Consider the following 21,086-nt stretch of genomic DNA (forward strand, 5'->3'; position numbering starts at 1 on the left):
CAGCTTACTGGAGTGATTCCGCGGCTGAGATCGGCGCGAGTTTCGAGTACCGCGCTACGCGTGCGTCCGCGCGGCCGCCGCGGTCGGATGGAACCATCCGACCGATACCAGTTCTCAGGGGGTCAGAGCCATGACTACGCATGCCGGACCTGCCCAGCCCGCGGCGGCCGAAACCGAGTCGGCCGGTTCCTTGTCGAAAGCGCGGCTGACGCTGATCGGCACCGTCGCGACTGCGCTGATCGGGGCCACCCCGCTGATCATCAGCGCGTTGAAGGACGACGGCGGATCGACCGTCGACTCGACGTCGGCCACGATCACGGTCACTCAGACGCCGCGCATCGATTCGCCGCTCGGCTCGATCGACCGGCTGACGGTGGCCGGCTCGACGGTCTCGGTGGCCGGTTCGGCAGCCGCCGACGTGGACAGCGTCGTGGTACTGGTCCGGCCGCGTGATCGCGCCGATCACGACCACAACCTGGTCGGCGGCGCGGCCGTGCACGATCAACGCTGGGCGGTCGAGATCGAGGCGGACGCGCCGGTGCCGCCCGACCTCACCACCACCGTGCAGTACCTGCGGCTGCCCAACCCGGGCGTCACCGGACTGTCGTTCCACACCGTGACCACCACGACCAGCACGCCGACCGCCCCCGGGCTGAGCGAGGACCTACTCGAATGCGCCAAGCAGAAGGGCGACGCGTGCTTCAGCGGACCCGGCTGGGGCCCGCCGTCGGTGTATGAGTCCGAGTCCTGACTCAGACCGGCAGCAGACCGTCGATCACCGCGGCCAACTGCCGCGCCGAGCGGCACTCGTGCATCGGGATCAGGTCCTGGTAGCGCGGAATGGCCGAGTCACCGCTGCCCCACAGATGCTTGGGTTCGGGGTTGAGCCAGTGCGCATGTCGGGCCGAGCTGACCAGGTGGCTCAGCAACTCGGTCTCCGGGCTGCGGTAGTTGTTCCGGCCGTCCCCGAGGATCAGCAGTGAGGTGCGCGGGGACAGCACGTTCGGGTACTTCTCCAGGAACGACACGAACGCATGCCCGTAGTCGCTGTGCCCGTCGCGGGTGTACACCGCCGACTCGCGGGTGATCCGCTGCACCGCGACCGCCAGGTCGGCGTCCGGGCCGAACAGGTGGGTCACCTCGTCGGTGGTGTCGATGAACGCGAACACCCGCACCCGGGAGAACTGTTGGCGCAGCGCCGAAACCAGCATCAAGGTGAAGTGGCTGAAGCCGGCGACCGAGCCGGAGACATCGCAGAGCACCACCAGTTCGGGGCGAGCCGGGCGCGGTTTGGCCAGCACCACGTCGATCGGCACGCCGCCGGTGGACATCGACCGGCGCAGCGTCTTGCGCAGGTCGATCTGCCCGGCCCGGTGCCGACGTCGTTTGGCGGCCAGTCGGGTGGCCAGAGTGCGAGCCAGCGGCGCCACAGTCTTGCGCATCTGACGCAGCTGTTCGCCGGAGGCGCGCAGGAATTCGACGTTCTCACTGAGCTGCGGGATGCCGTAGGTCTGCACGTGCTCGCGGCCCAGCTGCTCGGCGGTGCGCCGCTTGGTTTCGGCTTCCACCATCTTGCGCAGCTGGTTGATGCGTTGGGCCGCCAGGGATTTGGCGATCTCCTCCTGGGTAGGGGTGACGTCCTCGCCGTGCGGGGCGAGCAAACCGGCCAGCAGCTTGCCCTCCAGTTCGTCGAGCGCCATCGACTTGAGCGCCTGGTAGCTGGAGTAGGACGGACCGCGGCTGGAGTTGTACTTGCCGTACTGCTCGACGATCTGGGCGATCATCGCGGCCAGCCGGTCATCGAGGTTGGCCAGATCCTCGTTGTCGCTCAACAACTTCAGCAACATCTCGCGCATCGCCTCGACATCCTCGGGCGGCAACTCGGGGGTGCCCTGCGGGTCCTCGCCGCCGTCCTCGTCGGCCAGGATGGTGCGATCGCCGATCGCGGCCGGCCACCACAGGTCGAACAGCGCGTCGTAGGTCTCGCGGTGATCGGGTCGGCGCAGCACTGCGCAGGCCAAGCCCTCGCGCAGCACCTCGCGGTCCCCCAGCCCCAGCGTCACCAGCACCCGACCGGCGTCCACGGTTTCCGAGGGACCGACCGAAATGCCTTGCGCACGTAGGGCTTCGACGAACTCCACCAGATGCCCGGGGATACCGTGCGGAGCCAGCGGCTGTGCGGGTCGGATACGTCGGACGGCCATCGGTGTGCGCCTAGTTCAGCTTCAACTCACCGGCGGCCTTCTGCTGGTCGCTTTGGTGTTTGAGCACCACGCCCAGCGTCGCGGCGATGGTCGCGTCGTCGATGGTGTCCAGACCCAGCGCCAGCACGGTGCGGGCCCAGTCGATGGTCTCGGCCACCGACGGCAGCTTCTTGAGCTGCATGCCGCGCAGCACACCGATGATCCGGACCAGCTCATCAGCCATCTTCTCGGGCAGTTCGGGCACCCGGGACAGCAGGATCCGGCGTTCCAGATCGGCATCCGGGAAGTCGATGTGCAGGAACAGGCAGCGCCGCTTGAGCGCCTCGGACAGTTCCCGGGTGGCATTGGAGGTCAGCACCACGAACGGTTTGCGTTCGGCGGTGATGGTGCCCAACTCCGGCACGGTCACCGCGAAGTCGGAGAGCACCTCCAGCAGCAGGCCTTCGATTTCGATGTCGGCCTTGTCGGTTTCGTCGATCAGCAGCACGGTCGGTTCGGTGCGCCGGATCGCGGTCAGCAGCGGGCGGCTGAGCAGGAATTCCTCGCTGAACACGTCGGTCTTGGTCTGATCCCAGTCGCTGGAACCAGAACCGTGCGCGGTCTGGATGCGCAGGATCTGCTTGGCGTGGTTCCACTCGTAGAGCGCGCGGGCCTCGTCGACGCCCTCGTAGCACTGCAGCCGGACCAGCTCCGAACCGGTGGCCTGCGCGACGGCGCGGGCCAGTTCGGTCTTGCCGACACCGGCCGGACCTTCGATCAGCAGCGGCTTGCCCAGCCGGTCGGCCAGGAAGACCGCGGTGGCCGTGGCGGTGTCGGGCAGGTAGCCGGTCTCGGCGAGCCGCCGGGCCACGTCGTCGATGTCGGCGAACAGCGGCGCCGGCTTGGCGGGAGTTTCCACGAGATGTCCTTAAGCGGGTCTGGTGTGGCCGTCGCCCCAGACGATCCACTTGGTCGAGGTCAGTTCCGGCAGCCCCATCGGGCCCCGGGCGTGCAGCTTCTGGGTGGAGATGCCGATCTCGGCACCGAACCCGAACTGCTCGCCGTCGGTGAACGCCGTGGCGGCGTTGACCATCACCGCGGCCGCATCCACCTGTTCGGTGAAGCGTTGGGCCGCAGCAAGATTGGTGGTGACGATGGCTTCGGTGTGGCCGGTGCCGTACTCGTTGACGTGCGCGATCGCACCGTCGACGCCGTCGACCACGGTCACCGCGAGGTCCATCGACAAAAACTCGGCGCGCAGATCCTCCTCGCTGGGATCCTCGTGTACGTCGACCCCGGCCTGGCGCAGCGCGCCGGTCAACCGCGGCAGCGCGGTCGCGGCGATGGCCTTGTCGACCAGCAGCGTCTCGGCGGCGTTGCACACGCTGGGTCGGCGGGTCTTGGAGTTGAGCAGGATCTTCTCGGCGACGTCCAGGTCAGCCGCGGCGTCGACGTAGACGTGGCAGTTACCCACGCCGGTCTCGATGGTGGGCACGGTGGCGTCGCGCACGACGGCGTCGATCAGACCCGCGCCACCGCGCGGGATCACCACGTCGACCAGGCCGCGGGCCTGGATCAGATGCGTGACGCTGGCGCGGTCGGCGCTGGGCAGCAACTGCACGGCGTCTTCCGGTAGACCGGCGGTGGCCAGCGCCTTGCGCAGCACGGTCACCAACGCGGCGTTGGACTGCGCGGCCGACGAACTGCCCCGCAGCAGCACTGCGTTGCCGGCCTTGAGGGTCAACCCGAACGCGTCGACGGTGACGTTGGGCCGACCTTCGTAGACGATGCCGACCACACCCAGCGGTACCCGCTGTTGCCGCAGCTGCAGCCCGTTGGGCAGGGTGCGGCCGCGCAGCACCTCGCCGACCGGGTCGGGCAGGCCGGCCACCTGGCGCAGGCCGGCGGCGATGCCGTCGACCCGCTGCGGGTTCAGTGCCAATCGGTCCAGCATGGCTTCCGGGGTACCGGCCGTGCGCGCTGCTTCCAGGTCTTGGGCGTTGGCGGCCAGGATGTCATCGACGGCGGCCAGCAATGCGTCAGCTGCGGTGTGCAGTGCGCGATCCTTGACGTCGGTGCGCAGCGACGCGAGCACGCGGGAGGCGACTCGGGCGCGACGGGCGGCGTCGTGCACCTGGCTGCGCAGGTCGGCGGCGGTATCCGAAAGCGTCGGCGCTTGCAGATTCATTAGCCCAGCTTATCGGGCCTGTCAGCAGTTAGCCTGATCGGGTGGCTCGGGTGACCGTGGTGGGCAGCGTGAACTTCGACACCATCTACGGGGTCGAGGAGTTGCCCCGGCCGGGGCAGACGCTGCTGGCGCATTCGGCCCAGTCCGGTCCGGGCGGCAAGGGCGGCAATCAGGCGATCGCAGCGGCGCGGGCCGGTGCCGCGGTGCAGTTGGTCAGCGCGTTCGGCACCGACGAGGCCGCAGGTCGGCTGCGCGAGCATCTCGGTCGCAACGGGGTGGGCTTGGACGGCTCGATCACCCTGCCGACATCGAGCGGCGCGGCGATCATCCTGGTCGAGCGTTCCGGGGAGAACATGATCGTGGTGGCGCCCGGCGCCAACGGGCATCTGGCGCTGGATTCCCCGATCGCGCGCGACGTGGTCGCCGACGCCGATGTGGTGCTGCTGCAACTCGAGATCCCGGTGCCGACCGCGATCGCGGCCGCCCGCACCGCGCGTCAGGGTGGTGCGGCAGTGTTGCTCAACGCCTCGCCGCTGGCCGACGACGGGAGTCGGAACCTGGCCGAGTTGGCCTCGGTGGTCGACGTGGTGATCGTCAACGAAACCGAGGCGCAGCGCTGGAGTTGGCCGGTCGAGGGGTTGGTGATCACCCGCGGCGCGCGCGGGGCGCTGTACCGGATGGCCGACGGCACCGAGATCACGGTGGCCGCACCGGCCGTGGAAGTCATCGACACCGCCGGGGCCGGCGACGTGTTCGCCGGGGTGTTGGCGGCGGGCTGGACCGGGGATCGCGAGCAAGCCCTGCGCCGCGCGTGTGTGGCCGGGGCGCTGGCCACGTTGGCCGGCGGTGCCGGTGATTGCGCACCCACCGCGGAGGCGATCGACGACGTGCTGAACCTCGACTGACGGACCCGTCGCGTCGCCCGGCCGGCGTTCGGACCGAAACCGTTACCGTTGCTTCGTCCGGTCTCGCTGGACTCTACGGTTATAGTGTCGAGCGTGACTGCGCGACCCCCCGACGGCGACTGGCTGGGCACCCCGTATCTGCGGTTCGAACGGCAGGGTCCGTTCGGGGTGGTGACCATCGACCGGCCGGCGGCCCGCAATGCCCTGACCCCCGCGATGTACTTCGGGGTGCGGTATGCGGTGGGACTGGTGGACGCCGACCCGGACCTGGCCGGACTGCTGATCACCGGCACCGACGACGTCTTCGCCCCCGGTGGCGATCTGGGCGGCGGCGACGGCTCCGACGACTGGCTGGCGTCGGTGGGCAAGGCGTTGGACATGGACGTCACGCCGTTCGAGCGGCTACGCCAGTCGGTCAAGCCGGTGGTGAGCGCGGTCAACGGGCTGTGCCAGGGCGGCGGATTGCAGATCGCGATGTGCAGCGACATGGCCGTGGTCAGCGAGCGGGCCACCTTCCGGGTGCCCGAGCTCTACCGCGGCATCGCCGACACCTACTACAGCCAGATGCTGGCCCGGATGATCGGTCCGGTGCGCACCCGGGACCTGATGTTCACCGGCCGAGTGCTTTCGGCTGCCGAAGCCGTCGAGTGGGGCCTGGTGGCGCGGATGGTGCCGCACGATGTGTTGCTCGACACCGCCCGCGAGGTGCTCGCGCAGTGCTGCCGGACCGCGCCGCGAGCCCGCGGTGTGGTGAAGTCCAGCCTGGATGCCTATATGGGCCTGTTCGACCGAATTGGCATGAAGGCCAGCTATTCCGGCGACGAAGCGCGGCAGGGTTTCCTGGCGTTCAAGCAGCGGCGGACACCGGATTGGGTGCACCCCGAGCTGCGCACCGACGACCGGCTGTAGCTCTCCCGCGTTGAGATAGCGCTGGCGTCGGCGATCTGGCGTGGATCGGCTACCTGGGTTCTGACTGAACGCAGTTTCGACCGCTATCGTGAACTCATGCCGCAAAGCCAGTCAGAGGTCATGGCGGTCACTGCGCTGGCCCTGTTCGCGGTGTTCGCCGCACTCGGATTCGGTTGGCGCAGTTGGCTGCAATGGCGGCGCACCGGGTCCACCGGGTTCAAGGGCGTCACCGGTCGGGTCGGTTCGATCGAATGGTCCGCCGGCCTCGGGTTCCTGCTGGCCGTGGCCCTCGCGGTGGCGGCGCCGGCGCTGCAATGGGTCGGCATGCTGGCCCCGCTGGGCTGGTTGACGGCCCCCTGGATTCAGTACGTCGGGATCGCGCTGGCGCTGCTCGGCATCGCCGGCACGGTCTACGCGCAAGTGGACATGGGCGATTCCTGGCGGATCGGAGTCGATGCCGGCGAACGCACCGCCTTGGTGCGCTCCGGGGTGTTCGGCCGGGTGCGCAACCCGATCTTCACCGCCATGTTGGTGTTCGGTTTCGGCATCGCGCTGGTGACCCCGAATCCGTTGGCGCTGCTGGGTTTCCTGCTGCTGCTCGGCACCGTCGAAGTGCAGGTGCGCGCGGTCGAGGAGCCCTACCTGGCCAGGGTGCACGGCGACGCGTATCGCGACTACACCGCGACCGTGGGGCGCTTCGTCCCCGGCCTCGGCTTGCTGCGCCGATAGCTACTCGGCAGGTACGTTGCGTTCGATCTCGTCGAGCCAGATCCGCGCCGACATGTCCGATGGCGCCCGCCAGTCCCCGCGCGGGGACAGCGCACCGCCGGCCGCGACCTTGGGACCGTTGGGCAGCGCCGAGCGTTTGAACTGACTGAACGAGTAGAACCGCTGCGCGAAGACCTGCAGCCAATGCCGGATCTCGGTCAGCGGGTAGGACGGTCGCTTGTCCAGCGGGTAGCCCAGCGGCCAGTGCCCGCGCTCGGCGTCATGCCAGGCATGCCAGGCCAAGAACGCGATCTTCGACGGCGAGAACCCGTACCGCAGCACTTGGAACAGCGAAAAATCTTGCAGCGCATAGGGTCCCACCTTGGCCTCGGTGCTCTGCACCTGCGCCCCGTCGGAGCTGGGCACCAACTCGGGGCTGATCTCGGTGTCCAACACCGATACCAGCACGTCGGTGACGCTGCGTTCGAACTGCCCGCTGGAGATCACCCAGCGAATCAGGTGCTGGATCAACGTCTTGGGCACACCGCCGTTGACGTTGTAGTGCGACATCTGATCGCCCACCCCGTAGGTCGACCACCCCAACGCCAGCTCGGACAGATCACCGGTGCCCAGCACGATGCCGCCGCGCTGGTTGGCCAGCCGGAACAGGTAGTCGGTGCGCAGACCCGCCTGCACATTCTCGAAGGTGACGTCGTAGACCGGCTCACCGCTTGCGAACGGATGCCCCAGACCGCCCAGCATCAACGTGGCGGTGTCCCGGATGTCGAGTTCCTCGAACGTCACCCCGAGCGCCTGCGACAACGCGATCGCGTTGTTCTTGGTGTGATCGCCGGTCGCGAACCCCGGCATGGTGAACGCCAGGATGTCGCTGCGCGGCCGGCCCTCCCGGTCCATCGCGCGCGCCGCCACGATCAGCGCATGGGTGGAGTCCAGACCGCCGGAGACCCCGATCACCACCTTGGGGTAGTTCAGCGCCCGCAGCCGCTGCTCCAGGCCGGCCACCTGGATGCTGTAGGCCTCGTAGCAATCCTGTTGCAGCCGAGCCGGATCCGACGGCACAAACGGGAACCGTTGCACGTCGCGCCGCAATCCCAGGTCGTCGTCGGGTGGGTCGAGCCGGAACTCCACCCGCCGAGATGCCGGCGCTCCCGAGTCGGCCAGGGTGCGCCGGTTGTCGTCGAAGCTGCCCATCCGGATTCGTTCGGCACGCAACAACTCGACGTCGACGTCGGCGACGCTGCGGGCCGGGCCTTTGGGGAAACGTTCGGACTCGGCCAGCAACACCCCGTTCTCGTAGATCATGGTCTGGCCGTCCCAGGCCAGGTCGGTGCTCGACTCACCCTCACCGGCGGCGGCGTAGACGTAGGCGGCCAGACAACGTGAGGACGCCGAACGGGCCATCAACTTGCGGTCCTCGGCCCGGCCCACCGTGATCGGGCTGCCGGACAGGTTGGCCAGCACGGTCGCGCCGGCCAGTGCGGCCCGCGCGCTCGGCGGCACCGGCACCCACATGTCCTCGCAGATCTCGATGTGCAGCACGAAGCCGGGGACGTCGACCGCGCTGAACAACAGGTCCGGGCCGAACGGCACCTGCGCGCCGGCCACGGTGATCACCTCGTGCACGTCGTCGCCGGGAGCCAGTTGCCGTCGCTCGTAGAACTCGCGGTAGTTCGGCACGTAGGACTTGGGCGCCACCCCCAGCACCACGCCCCGATGGATCACCACCGCGGTGTTGTAGACCCGGTTGCGGTAGCGCAGCGGGGCGCCGACGACCAGCACCGGCAGCAGGTCGGCCGACGCGGCGCAGATCTGGCCGATCGCGTGTTCGACGGCGTCCAGCAGGGTGTCCTGCAGCAGGATGTCGTCGATCGAGTAGCCGCACAGGGTGAGCTCGGGAAACACCGCCAGCGCGACGCCGTCGTCGTGGCATTCGCGGGCCGCACGCAGCACCGATTCGGCGTTGGCGGCCGGATCGGCGATCGTGGTGTGCAACGTGCAGGCCGCGACCCGGACGAAGCCGTGCCGGTAGGCGGAGTAGAAGCTCATCGTCGCCCATTCTGTCTCATTGGCACCGACCATCGCGCGGTTCGCCGGGGCTGGGCTAGCGTCGAAGCGTGGATGCCCCGGAGTTGGTCGCCGTGCTGGAAGGTCGCCGCGTCGCCGTGCTGACCGGCGCGGGCCTGTCCACCGACTCCGGAATCCCGGACTACCGCGGACCGGACTCGCCGCCGAGCAACCCGATGACGATCCAGCAGTTCACCTCCGATCCGGACTTCCGCCGGCGGTACTGGGCACGCAACCACGTCGGGTGGCGGCACATGCACGGCACCGAGCCCAACCCGGGCCACCGCGCACTGGCCGAGCTCGAACGCGCCGGCGTGGTCAACGGCGTGATCACCCAGAACGTCGATCTGCTGCACACCAAGGCCGGCAGCCGGCGGGTGATCAACCTGCACGGCAGCTACGCGCGGGTGATCTGCCTACGGTGCGGGTTCGCGCTCGATCGCGCCGAGCTGGCCGAGGAGCTCGAGGAACTCAATCCCGGTTTCCTGGAGCGCGCCGAGCAGGTGGGCGGGATCGCGGTGGCCCCGGATGCCGACGCGATGGTGCGCGACACTGCGTCATTCCAGTACCTGGACTGCCCGTGCTGCTCCGGCATGCTCAAACCCGACATCGTCTACTTCGGCGAGAACGTCGCCAAAGACATCGTGGCGCAGGCTTTTTCGCTGGTCGACGACGCCGACGCGCTGTTGGTTGCGGGGTCGTCGCTGACGGTGTTCTCCGGCTACCGGTTCGTCCGGCATGCGGCGGCGGCCGGCATGCCGGTGGCGATCATCAACCGCGGGCCCACCCGCGGCGACGACTTGGCCACCGTCAAACTGGACGCCGGGTGCTCCGAGCTGCTCACCCTGCTGGCCTGCGAGCTCACCACGTCGCCGGCATACTCCGAATAGCGTGGATGAAATTGCCTGCCACATAACTCGGTTCGCCGGTCTGCAGGTCCGGTAGCTGGGTCAGCAGTTCGCCGAAGATGGCCCGCAGCTGGGTACGCGCGACATGGGTACCCAAGCAGTAGTGCCGCCCGCCGCCGCCGAATCCGACGTGCGGGTTGGGGTCACGGCCGAGATCGAAGCGGTCCGGGTTCTCGAAGACGTCGGTGTCCCAGTTGCCCGACGAGTAGAACATCACCACCTTCTCCCCCGCCGCGATCTGTTGACCACCCAGCTCGCAGTCGACGGCCGCGGTGCGCCGGAACGTCATCACCGGGGAGGCCCAACGCACGAATTCCTCTACCGCCATGCCGATTCGGTCGTCGAAGGACTCCAGCAACCAGGCCCGCTGTTCGGGGAAGTCGGTGAGCGCCTTCATGGCGTGGCTGATGGTTTGCCGCGTGGTGTCGTTGCCGGCCACCGCTAGCAGTACGAAGAATGCCGCGATCTCCGGGTCGGTCAACCGCGAGCCTTCCACCTCGGCGTGCACCAGCGCGGTGAACAGATCGTCTCCGGGGTTCTCCCGTCGTTCCGCGGCCAGCGACAGCGCAACCTGATGCAGATACATCTGGTTGGCGACCAGCACCTCGAGCGGGTTGCGGCCGGCCAGGTAGACGGGGTCACCCCAGGACACCAACGCGTCGGCGGCGTCGGCGACCTGCTGGCGCTCGCTTTCCGGGATCCCGACCATGTCCGACAGCGTGCGCAGCGGCAGCTGCTTGGCGCAGAGCTGGACGAAGTCGGCTCCGCTGCCGGCGGCGCGTAGTTCGGTCACGATGTCGCGGGCGCTGGCCTTGATCGAGTCCTCGATCCGGCGCACCTGGCGCGGCGTGAACGCGGCATGCACCACCTTGCGGATCTGGGTGTGCCGCGGCGGGTCCATCGCCAGGAAGGACTGCGAGGCCTCCAGCAGCTCCGGGGGGATGTTCTCGAACAGCACACCTTGGCCGGACAGGTAGGTGTCGCTGTCCCGACTGACGGCCACGATGTCGGCGTGCCGGGTCACCGCCCAGTACCCCCGGTCCTCGGGATCGGGCATCAGCGAGTCCTCGACCGGCGGATGCCAGCTGACCGGGCGCTCGGCACGCAGCTCGGCGAACGACTTCTCCCGTTCGGCGGCCGTCGTCGACCAGAAGGCGCGGGAGGACAGATCGATCGGGTCGTAGGGGCGTTCGGTCACGATAGTGATCCTCCTCACAACAAACGGTTGTCCTGACGATAGGTCTAGACATAATGTCTAGTCAAGCTGTGCGGTGAGCGGATACGCTTCCAACCATGGCATCGGTGACCCGCAAGCCGCAGGCCAATCGGCAGGAACGGCGCGAACAGATCGAGCGCCGGCTGCTCGATGCCACCGACCGCCTGATGGCCGACGGCACCAGCTACACCGAACTGAGCGTGGACCGGCTGGCCACCGAAGCCGGCATCTCACGGGCCAGCTTCTACATCTACTTCGAGGACAAGGGCCATCTGCTGCGTCGGCTGGCCAGCCAGGTGTTCACCGATCTGACCGAGGCGGCGCAGCTGTGGTGGTCGGTGGCACACCGGCACGATCCGGCCGACACCCGAGCCGGGATGGCTGCGATCATCGCGGCCTACCGCCGGCACCAACCGGTGCTGGTCGCGCTCAACGAGATGGCACCCTATGACCAGCTGGTGGGCCAGACCTATCGGGATCTGCTCGACGAGGTCACCGCCGGGGTGACCAGGGTGATCACCGATGGCCAAGCCGCCGGGACGATCCGCCCCGAGCTACCCGCAGCGAGTACGGCCAGCGCGCTGACCTGGATGGTGGAACGGACCTGTCAGCAGAACCTGCCCCGTCGGCCGGCCTCGCAGGATGCCGAGCTGGCCGACGTGCTGACCCAAATAGTCTGGGGCGCACTGTATCTGCGTGCTGATTTCGGTGCGTTTGGGGGCGCTGAGCGCACCTGAGCGCACCGAAATCGCGCTAGCTAGACGGCGACCAGATCGTCGGCGTGCACTGCGGGCCGACGCAACTCGGCCGGCAGATCCGCGGTGGACCGGCCGATCATGGTGGCCAGCTCACCGGCATCGAAACCCACCACGCCGCGCGCCACCACGGTCTGGTCCGGGTCGCGCAGCTCGACGACGTCGCCGCCGTGGAACTGCCCGGACACCTGCGTGATGCCGGCGGCCAGCAGCGAGCGCCGATGCCCCAGCACCGCGGCCACCGCCCCGGCGTCCAGGGTCAGCGCACCGGCCGCGTCGGCGGCGTGGCGCAGCCAGAACCGCCGGGCCGACATCCGCGCGGGCCGGGCCGCGAACACCGTGCCGACCGAAGCGTCGGACAGCGCTGCGGCGGCGTCGGTGGCGGCCGCCAACAACACCGGCACGCCGGCGTCGGCGGCCAGCAGCGCCGAGGACAGCTTGGAGACCATGCCGCCGGTGCCCAACCGGCTGCCCTGCCCGGCGGTGACGTCGGCCAGGTCCTCGGGCCCGGCGACCTCCGGAACGAAGCGGGCCGGTTTGTCCTTGGGCGCCTTGCGTGGATCACCGTCGTAGAGACCGTCGATGTCGGAGAGCAGGATCAGCGCGTCGGCGCCGACCAGATGCGCGACCAGCGCCGAGAGCCGGTCGTTGTCGCCGAACCGGATCTCGTTGGTGGCCACGGTGTCGTTCTCGTTGACGATCGCCACGGCGTGCAGCGCGCGCAGCCGATCCAGGGTGCGCTGGGCGTTGGTGTGCTGCACGCGCTGGGCGATGTCCTGCGCGGTTAGCAGCACCTGCCCGACCGTGCGGTCGAACCGACCGAAGGCCGCGCTCCAGGCGTTCACCAAAGCCACCTGCCCGACGCTGGCCGCGGCCTGCTTGGTGGCCAGATCCGTTGGGCGCCGGTTCAATCCGAGCGGCTCGATACCGGCCGCGATCGCACCCGAGGACACGATCACCACATCCGAGCCGGCCCGCATCCGGCCCTCGATGGCCTCGGCGAGCTCTTCGAGCCGGCGCACGTCGAATATGCCCGATGGCGTGGTCAGACCGGTGGTGCCGATCTTGACGACGACCGAGCGGGCGGTGCGGATTGCCTCGCGGTGCGCGCTCACTGCTCCGGATTGCTTTCGCGGCGTTGCTTGCGCGCGATCTTGCGTTCGGCGGCGCCGATCCGGTCGCTGCGCTCGAGTCGGGTGTCGGTGCCGCGGCCGGACGGCGTGACGTCGACGCCGGCCGGGGTCTGCGGCTCCCAATCGAAGGTCATGTCGCCGATGGTGACCGCGCAGCCGGGTTTGGCGCCGAGCCGCAGCAGCGCCTCCTCGACCCCGAGGCGCGCCAGCCGGTCACCGAGGTAACCGACGGCCTCGTCGTTGTCGAAGTTGGTCTGCTTGATCCACCGCTCCGGCCGGGTGCCGCGCACCAGGTAGCCGCCCTGACCGTCGGGGTCGACGGTGAACGAGGTCTCATCGACCGGGATGGGCCGGATCACCGGGCGGCGCACCGGCGCCTCCGGTTGCGCCTTGCGATAGGTCTCGACGAGTTCCCACAGCGCAAAGGTCAATGGCCGCAGGCCTTCTCGACTTGCAGTGGAGACCAGGAAGACCGGCCAGCCGCGGGCTTCGATGTCGGCCTTGACGAACTCGGCGAGTTCCTTGGCGTCTGGGATGTCGATCTTGTTGAGCACCACCGCGCGCGGCCGGTCGGCCAGGTCGCCGAGCGTCGAGTCTCCTTGCAGCGTGGGCTGATAGGCGGCCAGCTCGGCTTCCAGCGCGTCGATGTCGGAGATCGGGTCGCGGCCCGGTTCCATGGTGGCGCAGTCGACCACGTGGACCAGCACCGCGCAGCGTTCGATGTGCCGCAGGAAGTCCAGCCCCAGCCCGCGACCCTCCGAGGCCCCCGGGATCAGCCCGGGCACGTCGGCCACGGTGTAGGTGTGCTCACCGGCCGACACCACACCGAGGTTGGGTACCAGCGTGGTGAACGGGTAGTCGGCGACCTTGGGCTTGGCCGCCGAAATGCTGGACACCAGTGACGATTTGCCGGCCGACGGGAAGCCGACCAGGCCGACGTCGGCGACGGTCTTGAGTTCGAGCACCAGGTCGCGTTCTTCGCCTTGCTCACCGAGCAACGCAAACCCGGGCGCCTTGCGCGCGCGCGAGGCCAACGCGGCGTTACCGAGCCCGCCGCGGCCGCCGGCGGCTGCTTCGAACCGGGTTCCGGCGCCCACCAGGTCGGCCAGCAGACGGCCGGCTTCATCGAGGACGACGGTGCCGTCGGGCACCTTGACTTCGAGATCGGCGCCGGCCGCGCCGTCGCGGTTGCTGCCGGCACCCTGTTTGCCCGACGGTGCCACCACGTGCGGGTGGAAATGGAAGTCGAGCAGGGTGTGCACCTGCGGGTCGACGACGAGCACGACGCTGCCGCCGCGGCCACCGTTACCACCGTCGGGGCCGCCGAGCGGCTTGAACTTCTCGCGGTGGACCGACGCGCAGCCATGTCCCCCGGAACCGGCTCGCGCGTGGATCACCACGCGGTCCACGAACCGGGGCATGGTAGGTCCTTCTGGCTAGACCTGCGGAACGATGTTGACGGTCTTGCGGCCGCGCTTGCTGCCGAACTCGACGGCGCCGGCCGACAAAGCGAACAGCGTGTCGTCGCCGCCACGACCGACGTTCACGCCGGGATGGAAGTGGGTGCCGCGCTGGCGGACGATGATCTCGCCGGCCTTGACGACCTGGCCGCCGAACCGCTTGACGCCGAGGCGCTGGGCGGCAGAGTCGCGACCGTTACGTGAGCTGGATGCGCCCTTCTTGTGTGCCATGTCGCTACTCCTGGTTACTTGATGCCGGTGACCTTGAGCACCGTCAGCTGCTGACGGTGGCCCTGGCGCTTGTGATAGCCGGTCTTGTTCTTGAACTTGTGGATGCGGATCTTGGGGCCCTTGGTGTGCTCGAGCACCTCGCCGGTGACCGAGACCTTGGCCAGGTCGTCGGCCTTGGAGGTGACGTTGGCACCCTCGACGACCAGCGCCACCGGAAGCTGCACCTGGGCGCCGGGCTCAGCGTCGAGCTTCTCGACCTTGACCACGTCACCTGCAGCAACCTTGTACTGGTTGCCGCCGGTCTTGACGATTGCGTACTTGCTCGTTTCGCCTGCCATCGCTCTTTGGGCCTTCTGTCTCGTCTTCGGGCGCGCGCTACCCGTGGGTGCGAGCGCGGGTCTGGGGTGCGGGGCTGCGGTTTCGCCGCGACCGTCCGCCACTGCGGGCCAAGGCCAGCAGACAACTGCTCAAGGTTACGTGACCAGCTGCTAGAGGGTCAAACCGCGTGTTGGGGGCTCAGCTGCGCGGCGGGCCGGCTGGTCGGGCGGCTGCGCGGCGGCGCCGCGGACGGGCTACCACCGCCACCGGCTCATCGTCCTCGTCCTCGTCGTCGTCATCTTCGTCGGAGTCATCATCTTCGTCGTCGTCATCCGAGTCGTCCTCGTCATCGGAGTCCTCGTCGTCTTCGTCGTCGTCCTCGTCATCGAGGTCGATGTCGTCGAGTTCGTCGTCATCCTCGTCGTCGTCATCGTCGAGGTCGATCCCATCCTCATCCTCGTCCGAGTCCTCGTCCGAGACATCCGGCTCATCGCCGTCATCCTCGTCCTGGTCCTCGTCCGAGGCCGAGTCGACCGCCTCGAAGTCCTCGATCACGTCGATCTGCTCAGCGTCTCGCTCGGCCGTGGTCTCCTCGGCCTCGTCGCCACCGGCGGCGTCCTCGGCGGTCTCCTCGTCGTCCTTGCCGGCCGCGGCCATCGCCTTGAACATCGGATGCTCAGCGGCGGGGTGCGGCGGCACCTTGGCCACCTGCACCTGCTCTTCGGGTTTGCTCTTGCCACGACCGCGCTTGCTGCGCCGACTGCCGCCGGACTGGCTGCGCTGCGCGGGCGGGGCGTTGTCCACCGGATCGCTGTGCAAGACGATGCCGCGGCCCTGACAGTGCGTGCAGGTGGTGGAGAACGCCTCGACCAGGCCGGTGCCCAAACGCTTGCGGGTGAGCTGCACCAGGCCCAGCGAGGTCACCTCGGAGACCTGATGCCGGGTCCGGTCACGGGCCAGCGCCTCGGTGAGCCGACGCAACACCAGATCGCGGTTGGACTCCAGCACCATGTCGATGAAGTCGATCACCACGATGCCGCCGATGTCGCGCAGCCGCAGCTGGCGCACGACCTCCTCGGCCGCCTCCAGGTTGTTCTTGGTGACAGTCTGCTCCAGGTTGCCGCCGGCACCGGTGAACTTCCCGGTGTTGACGTCGACGACGGTCATCGCCTCGGTGCGGTCGATCACCAGCGTGCCGCCCGACGGCAGCCAGACCTTGCGGTCCATGGCCTTGGTCAACTGCTCGTCGACGCGGTGCACCGCGAACACATCCGGTCCACCCTCGGCGGCCTCGTACTTGTTCAGCTTCGAAACCAGTTCCGGTGCAACCGAATCCACGTACCCGGTGATGGTCTTCCAGGATTCCTCACCGGACACGATCAGGTTGGAGAAGTCCTCGTTGAACAGGTCGCGGATCACCTTGACCAAGACGTCGGGCTCTTCGTAGAGCGCGACCGCAGCACCGGCCTTCTTCTGGTTGAGTTCGTCGGCCTTGGCTTCGATCTCAGACCAGCGCTTCTGCAACCGCTCGACGTCGCCGCGGATGTCTTCTTCCTTGACGCCCTCGGAGGCGGTCCGGATGATCACGCCCGCGTCGGCGGGTACCACCTCGCGCAGGATCTCCTTGAGCCGCTGCCGTTCGGTGTCGGGCAGCTTGCGGCTGATCCCGGTCGATGAGGCCCCCGGCACGTACACCAGGTAGCGGCCCGCGAGCGACACCTGGGTGGTCAGCCGGGCGCCCTTGTGCCCCACCGGGTCCTTGCTCACCTGGACCACGACGTAGTCGCCGGGTTTGAGCGCCTGCTCGATCTTGCGGTTGGAGCCACCGAGCCCGGCGGCCTCCCAGTTCACCTCACCGGCATACAGCACGCCGTTGCGGCCACGGCCGATGTCGACGAAGGCGGCCTCCATCGACGGCAGCACGTTCTGCACGATGCCCAGGTAGATGTTGCCGACCAGCGACGCCGACGCCGCCGAGGTGACGAAATGCTCGACCACCACGCCGTCTTCGAGCACCGCGATCTGGGTGTAACGGGCGCCCTCGTGCGGCGGTTCGGTGCGCACCTTGTCGCGGACGATCATGGTGCGCTCGACAGCCTCGCGACGGGCCAGGAACTCGGCTTCGCTCAGGATCGGCGGGCGGCGTCGACCGGCATCGCGTCCGTCGCGGCGACGCTGCCGCTTGGCTTCCAGCCGGGTGGAACCGGTGATGCCCTGGATCTCGTCGTTGTCCGACCGGTCGTTGCGGCTCGACCGTGACCGCGGCGTGCGTTCGTGCACCACGGTGTTGGGCGGGTCGTCGGGTGAGCCGGCCTCGGAATCGTCGCCGGAGCCGGACCCGGACTTGCGCCTGCGCCGACGGCGGCGACGGCGACTGCTGCCGCCCTCGCCGTTGGACGATTCGTCGTCGCCGGAATCGTCATCGGAGTCGTCGTCGGTGTCGGCGGCGCTGGTGTCGTCGGACGATTCGGACTGTTCGTCGCTGTCACCGTCGGCGCGCTCGTCGTCGCCGCCGGTCTCCCCGCCGCGGCCCCGGCCCCGACCGCGCCGGCCGCGCCGGCGCCGCCGATTGGCCGGCCGCTCGGTCTGATCGTCGGAGTCCTCGCCGTCCTCACTGTCGTCGCCGTCGTCGGCGTCGTCCTCGGAGTCGGCGGGGGCCGGTGCCGGGCGCGCAGCCACCGGCTGCGGCGCCACGAACAGCGGCAGGTAGTCGGCCTGCGGGGCGGGCTCGGGGGCAGGTTCCGGGGTCTCGAGCAGCAGCCTGGATTCGGGCTCGTCGGCCGCGCTGGTGCCGTCCAGGTCGGATGCGACCGCCGGTGCGTCGACCAGGTCGGCCGCCGTGGCCACCTCGGGAACGTCGAGGTCGGCCTCGAGTTCGGTCACCGCCTCCGGGACCTCGGGGGCCGGGGCCACGTCGGCCTCGGCGGGCTCACTGACCGGGGTCTGGGCCGCGACCTCGGCGGCGGCCAGCACGTCGCGCACCCGCACAGCGTCGACGCGGTCGACGCTGGAGTGTGCGCTGCGGTTGCGTCCGTCGAGCTCGATCAGCGCGTCGAGTACCCGGCGGCTGGTGGTTCCCAGCACCCGGGCCAGCGAATGAACCCGGAGCCGTTCCGGCAGTTCCTCCGGGGCTTCCTGGCCGCCTAGGGCCTCGGTTTGCACCTCGGCTGCGGTGTCTTTGTCAGTGTGGTCATGGATGTCTGCATCGTGTTCCACGTAGTCTCCTTGAGCCCCCGGGCGCGTCGAGTTCGACGCGGCCGCGCGAGGGCTTCCGCTATGTACCCGGTAACTCTCCCCGGGCTTATCAGGGTCTCGCCCCGAGCAACTCTGGTGGAGTCCACTCGGTGCCTGGTTGTGAATGATGGCCGTGACGGTCGGCGCCGCACCGCAGGCTAGTGGTGGTCGCGCTCGTCGAAGTCTTCATCCGGGCTTCAGCCGCCGATGTGACGGCGTACACCCTCAGTCAGTATCCCACACCCAGGACAGCCGGTTGACCAAGCTGGGGTCGATCGGTTCAGAGCGAAGGGAACCAGAGCGCGATCTCACGCTCTGCGGACTCCGGCGAGTCCGATCCGTGCACCAGGTTGAACTGGGTTTCCAGGCCGAAGTCACCGCGGATGGTGCCGGGTGCCGCCTTCTCGACCGGATCGGTGCCACCGGCGAGTTGCCGGAACGCAGCAATGGCGCGCGGACCCTCCAGGACGGCGGCAACCACCGGGCCGGACGTGATGAACTCCAGCAGCGAGCCGAAGAACGGCTTACCGTCGTGCTCGGCGTAGTGCGCCCGGGCCAGCTCTTCGCTGACCACCTTCAGCTCCAGTGCCGCGATGGTGAGGCCCTTGCGTTCGATGCGGCTGAGGATCTCCCCCACCAGCTGTCGCTGCACGCCATCGGGCTTGATCAATGCCAGGGTCCGCTCAGTCACGGCGCACAGCGTACCTGCCGGTCCGGAGCCGGCGACGACGGGTTGGGGCTAGGCCGCAGGCTCGGCGAGCACCGCCTCGACCAGTTGAAATGACAGCAATCGACTCTGCGCGCGGTCGTGCCGTCGGATGGAGAAGCCCTCGGCGCGCAGGGCGTCGACGATGCCGTCGCGCAGCACCTCGAGCGCGTGCGGTTTCTCGGTCAGTTTGATGACGAACTCGACTGCGGCGGCGCCACGCTGCGGGGTGTCCCAGTCCGCCACGATGACCCGACCGCCGGGTTTGAGCACCCGGGCCAGCTCGGTGTAGGCCAATGCCCGTTCGGTACTGGGGATTTCGTGCAGGCCGTAGCACGAAATCGCGGTGTCGAAGGTGTCGTCGGGAAAGGGCAACTCGGCGGCCGAAGCCGGCACGAACTCGATGTTGGTCAGACCGCCGGCCGCTGCCTTGCGCCGACCGAGCGCCAAGGACTCGACGGACAGGTCGATCGCGTCGATCCGGCATTCCGGTAGGCGTTGGGCCACCAACCGGGACAGGTAGCCGGTGCCGGCGCACAGTTCCAACACCCGGTGGTCGTCGGCGTCGACCAGGTCTGCGACGCGCTGGTGCGGATGCCCGGCGATCTTCGGGTTGTACCACTCCAGGACGGGAGCGCCGATGGCGAACTTGAGCCGATTGGGCAGCACGGTTCGAAGCGTACTGACGACGGCGGGGCAAGTGGGTTCTACGTTCCGGCAGGCCCATTCGCTCTGCCGTCTCCTTCCCGCGTTTCGGGCCCGCAGAGCGGGACGGAGATGGTAGAGCGGCGGTTGGCGGAACTAGAATCCTGAAGTGTTCTGCGAGCCGCGGTACGCGATGAACGGCGACTTGCGCGTCGCCTATCGGACGTCGCTCGCGGGCGCCCGCGACATCGTGCTGGTGCCGGGGTGGTTCAGCAACAGTGAGGACCTTCCCACCCAACCGCCAGTTCAGGCGTGGCTGCAGGCCATGACATCACTGGGCCGGGTCATTCTCTTGGATCAGCCAGGTACCGGGGCGTCCGACCCGATCGGCTCGGGCGCGCTGCCCACGCTGGAGTTGTGGGCTGACAGCATCACCGCGGTGCTCGACGATCTCGGAAGTCGCGAAGCGGTCCTCTACGCGGGTATCGGTGCGCTGCCGACGAGTGCACTGTTCGCGGCCACCCATCCTTCCCGCACCGTCGCACTGCTGGTGCTGGAGGGCTACGCCAGTCCAGTGGCCGCGCGCGCCGACGGACCCACACCCGAACAGGTCGCAGCAGGCCTCTCCACCCTCTGGGGTACCGGCGAACACATGCACGCGATGAACCCGGACATGCCGTGGAACGAGGAAATTCGGGCCGCGACGGCACGCTGGGAACGGGGTGCGGCCAGCCCCGGCACCGTTGCAGCCATGGTGCCGTTGCTTGCCGAGATGGACGTTCGCGCACTGCTTCCCACGGTCCGGGTACCAACGCTGGTCCTGCATCACCGCGACGACCCGGTCATCCCGCCCGCGTGGGGCAAGGACGTCGCCGATCGCGTGCCGGACGCGAAGTTCATCGAGCTCCCCGGGCACAACGTCAACCACTGCTACGAACCGGACTGGCGGGCGTCGCACCATGAGGTCGTCAAGTTCCTCACCGGCGAGCAGACCGTTGTCATCGACGATCGGGTGCTGGCCACGGTGCTGTTCACCGACATCGTCGATTCGACCCGCCGGGCCGCGCAGCTGGGTGATCGGAATTGGCACACCCTGCTCGACGCGCACGACGCCGTCGTACGTTCCCAGCTCGAACGCTTCCGCGGGCACGAGGTGAACAGCACGGGCGACGGTTTCCTGGCGATGTTCGACGGTCCGCAGCGAGCGATCCGCTGCGCCATGGCGATTCGGGATCCAGTGCAGGCGATCGGCATCGAGGTGCGCGCCGGCCTGCACACCGGCGAGTGCGAGGTACGCGGTCACGACATCGGCGGGATCGGGGTACACATCGGCGCGCGGGTGGCCGCGCTGGCGGGGCCGAACGAGGTGCTGGTGTCGAGCACGCTGCGCGATCTGGTGATTGGGTCAGGGCTGGAATTCGACGACCGTGGCAGCCATGAGCTCAAGGGTGTGCCGGGCGAATGGCGGCTCTTCGCAACCATCGCCGGCTAGCCCGATGCCC

The 21,086-nt window shown here is 68.7% G+C and carries 19 protein-coding genes; 7 read left to right on the forward strand and 12 right to left on the reverse strand.

Going from position 1 to position 21,086, the window contains the following annotated elements:
• The first annotated feature begins 130 nt into the window (after positions 1-130).
• Positions 131-751 carry a hypothetical protein gene (locus AC5Y3P_RS11980; protein WP_500046118.1) on the forward strand — a complete coding sequence of 207 codons (621 nt, stop codon included), beginning with the start codon at positions 131-133 and terminating at the stop codon, positions 749-751.
• 1 nt (position 752) lies between these two features.
• Here AC5Y3P_RS11980 and AC5Y3P_RS11985 read toward each other — a convergent pair whose 3' ends face one another.
• From AC5Y3P_RS11985 to AC5Y3P_RS11995, 3 genes are read right to left on the reverse strand one after another with little or no spacing between them, the layout of a single operon-like run.
• On the reverse strand, positions 753-2,204 hold the full coding sequence (locus tag AC5Y3P_RS11985; RefSeq protein ID WP_500046119.1) for a vWA domain-containing protein: 1,452 nt from the start codon (positions 2,202-2,204) through the stop codon (positions 753-755).
• Between the two features lie 10 nt (positions 2,205-2,214).
• Positions 2,215-3,102, reverse strand: a complete 888-nt coding sequence (locus AC5Y3P_RS11990) for an AAA family ATPase (RefSeq protein ID WP_500046120.1) — start codon at positions 3,100-3,102, stop codon at positions 2,215-2,217.
• A 9-nt stretch (positions 3,103-3,111) separates the two neighbouring features.
• Positions 3,112-4,371, reverse strand: coding sequence for a glutamate-5-semialdehyde dehydrogenase (locus AC5Y3P_RS11995; RefSeq protein ID WP_500046121.1), 1,260 nt, complete (start codon positions 4,369-4,371; stop codon positions 3,112-3,114).
• Between the two features lie 41 nt (positions 4,372-4,412).
• On the opposite strand from AC5Y3P_RS11995, the gene AC5Y3P_RS12000 reads away from it, so the two are divergent.
• The 3 genes from AC5Y3P_RS12000 to AC5Y3P_RS12010 all read left to right on the forward strand — a co-directional run bounded on the left by AC5Y3P_RS12000 (position 4,413) and on the right by AC5Y3P_RS12010 (position 6,914).
• Positions 4,413-5,276 carry a ribokinase gene (locus AC5Y3P_RS12000; protein WP_500046122.1) on the forward strand — a complete coding sequence of 288 codons (864 nt, stop codon included), beginning with the start codon at positions 4,413-4,415 and terminating at the stop codon, positions 5,274-5,276.
• An 84-nt stretch (positions 5,277-5,360) separates the two neighbouring features.
• The gene (locus tag AC5Y3P_RS12005) at positions 5,361-6,185 is read left to right on the forward strand and encodes an enoyl-CoA hydratase/isomerase family protein (protein WP_500046123.1); all 825 of its coding nucleotides are present in this window, start codon (positions 5,361-5,363) and stop codon (positions 6,183-6,185) included.
• Between the two features lie 120 nt (positions 6,186-6,305).
• Complete coding sequence (locus tag AC5Y3P_RS12010) at positions 6,306-6,914, forward strand: methyltransferase family protein (RefSeq protein WP_500046231.1); 609 nt, start codon at positions 6,306-6,308, stop codon at positions 6,912-6,914.
• Here AC5Y3P_RS12010 and AC5Y3P_RS12015 read toward each other — a convergent pair whose 3' ends face one another.
• Positions 6,915-8,960, reverse strand: a complete 2,046-nt coding sequence (locus tag AC5Y3P_RS12015) for an NAD(+) synthase (RefSeq protein ID WP_500046124.1) — start codon at positions 8,958-8,960, stop codon at positions 6,915-6,917. It abuts the gene before it with no gap.
• Between the two features lie 68 nt (positions 8,961-9,028).
• On the opposite strand from AC5Y3P_RS12015, the gene AC5Y3P_RS12020 reads away from it, so the two are divergent.
• Positions 9,029-9,868 carry a Sir2 family NAD-dependent protein deacetylase gene (locus AC5Y3P_RS12020; RefSeq protein ID WP_500046125.1) on the forward strand — a complete coding sequence of 280 codons (840 nt, stop codon included), beginning with the start codon at positions 9,029-9,031 and terminating at the stop codon, positions 9,866-9,868.
• Here AC5Y3P_RS12020 and AC5Y3P_RS12025 read toward each other — a convergent pair.
• Positions 9,840-11,093, reverse strand: coding sequence for a cytochrome P450 (locus AC5Y3P_RS12025; RefSeq protein WP_500046232.1), 1,254 nt, complete (start codon positions 11,091-11,093; stop codon positions 9,840-9,842). The genes AC5Y3P_RS12020 and AC5Y3P_RS12025 overlap by 29 nt on opposite strands.
• Before the next feature lie 86 nt (positions 11,094-11,179).
• Here AC5Y3P_RS12025 and AC5Y3P_RS12030 point away from each other — a divergent pair, with 86 nt between their 5' ends.
• The gene (locus tag AC5Y3P_RS12030) at positions 11,180-11,839 is read left to right on the forward strand and encodes a TetR/AcrR family transcriptional regulator (RefSeq protein ID WP_500046126.1); all 660 of its coding nucleotides are present in this window, start codon (positions 11,180-11,182) and stop codon (positions 11,837-11,839) included.
• A gap of 20 nt (positions 11,840-11,859) precedes the next feature.
• Here AC5Y3P_RS12030 and proB read toward each other — a convergent pair whose 3' ends face one another.
• The 7 genes from proB to AC5Y3P_RS12065 form a co-directional block, all read right to left on the reverse strand.
• Entirely contained in the window at positions 11,860-12,972 is a 1,113-nt protein-coding gene (proB, locus tag AC5Y3P_RS12035) for a glutamate 5-kinase (protein ID WP_500046127.1), read from the reverse strand.
• Entirely contained in the window at positions 12,969-14,411 is a 1,443-nt protein-coding gene (gene obgE / locus AC5Y3P_RS12040) for a GTPase ObgE (protein WP_500046128.1), read from the reverse strand. The genes proB and obgE overlap by 4 nt, the downstream gene beginning before the upstream one ends.
• Before the next feature lie 15 nt (positions 14,412-14,426).
• The gene (gene rpmA, locus AC5Y3P_RS12045; RefSeq protein ID WP_500046129.1) at positions 14,427-14,681 is read right to left on the reverse strand and encodes a 50S ribosomal protein L27; all 255 of its coding nucleotides are present in this window, start codon (positions 14,679-14,681) and stop codon (positions 14,427-14,429) included.
• A gap of 14 nt (positions 14,682-14,695) precedes the next feature.
• Positions 14,696-15,019, reverse strand: a complete 324-nt coding sequence (rplU, locus tag AC5Y3P_RS12050) for a 50S ribosomal protein L21 (RefSeq protein WP_500046130.1) — start codon at positions 15,017-15,019, stop codon at positions 14,696-14,698.
• A 178-nt stretch (positions 15,020-15,197) separates the two neighbouring features.
• Complete coding sequence (gene rne / locus AC5Y3P_RS12055) at positions 15,198-18,161, reverse strand: ribonuclease E (RefSeq protein ID WP_500046233.1); 2,964 nt, start codon at positions 18,159-18,161, stop codon at positions 15,198-15,200.
• 352 nt (positions 18,162-18,513) lie between these two features.
• Positions 18,514-18,924, reverse strand: a complete 411-nt coding sequence (gene ndk, locus AC5Y3P_RS12060; RefSeq protein WP_500046131.1) for a nucleoside-diphosphate kinase — start codon at positions 18,922-18,924, stop codon at positions 18,514-18,516.
• A gap of 48 nt (positions 18,925-18,972) precedes the next feature.
• Positions 18,973-19,608, reverse strand: coding sequence for a class I SAM-dependent methyltransferase (locus tag AC5Y3P_RS12065; RefSeq protein WP_500046132.1), 636 nt, complete (start codon positions 19,606-19,608; stop codon positions 18,973-18,975).
• 145 nt (positions 19,609-19,753) lie between these two features.
• Between AC5Y3P_RS12065 and AC5Y3P_RS12070 the strand changes: the two genes are divergently transcribed.
• Positions 19,754-21,076 (forward strand): adenylate/guanylate cyclase domain-containing protein, encoded by a 1,323-nt coding sequence (locus tag AC5Y3P_RS12070; protein ID WP_500046133.1) that lies wholly within the window; start codon positions 19,754-19,756, stop codon positions 21,074-21,076.
• Positions 21,077-21,086 lie beyond the last annotated feature (10 nt).

The sequence above is a fragment of the Mycobacterium sp. NGS45 genome, assembly GCF_059812645.1.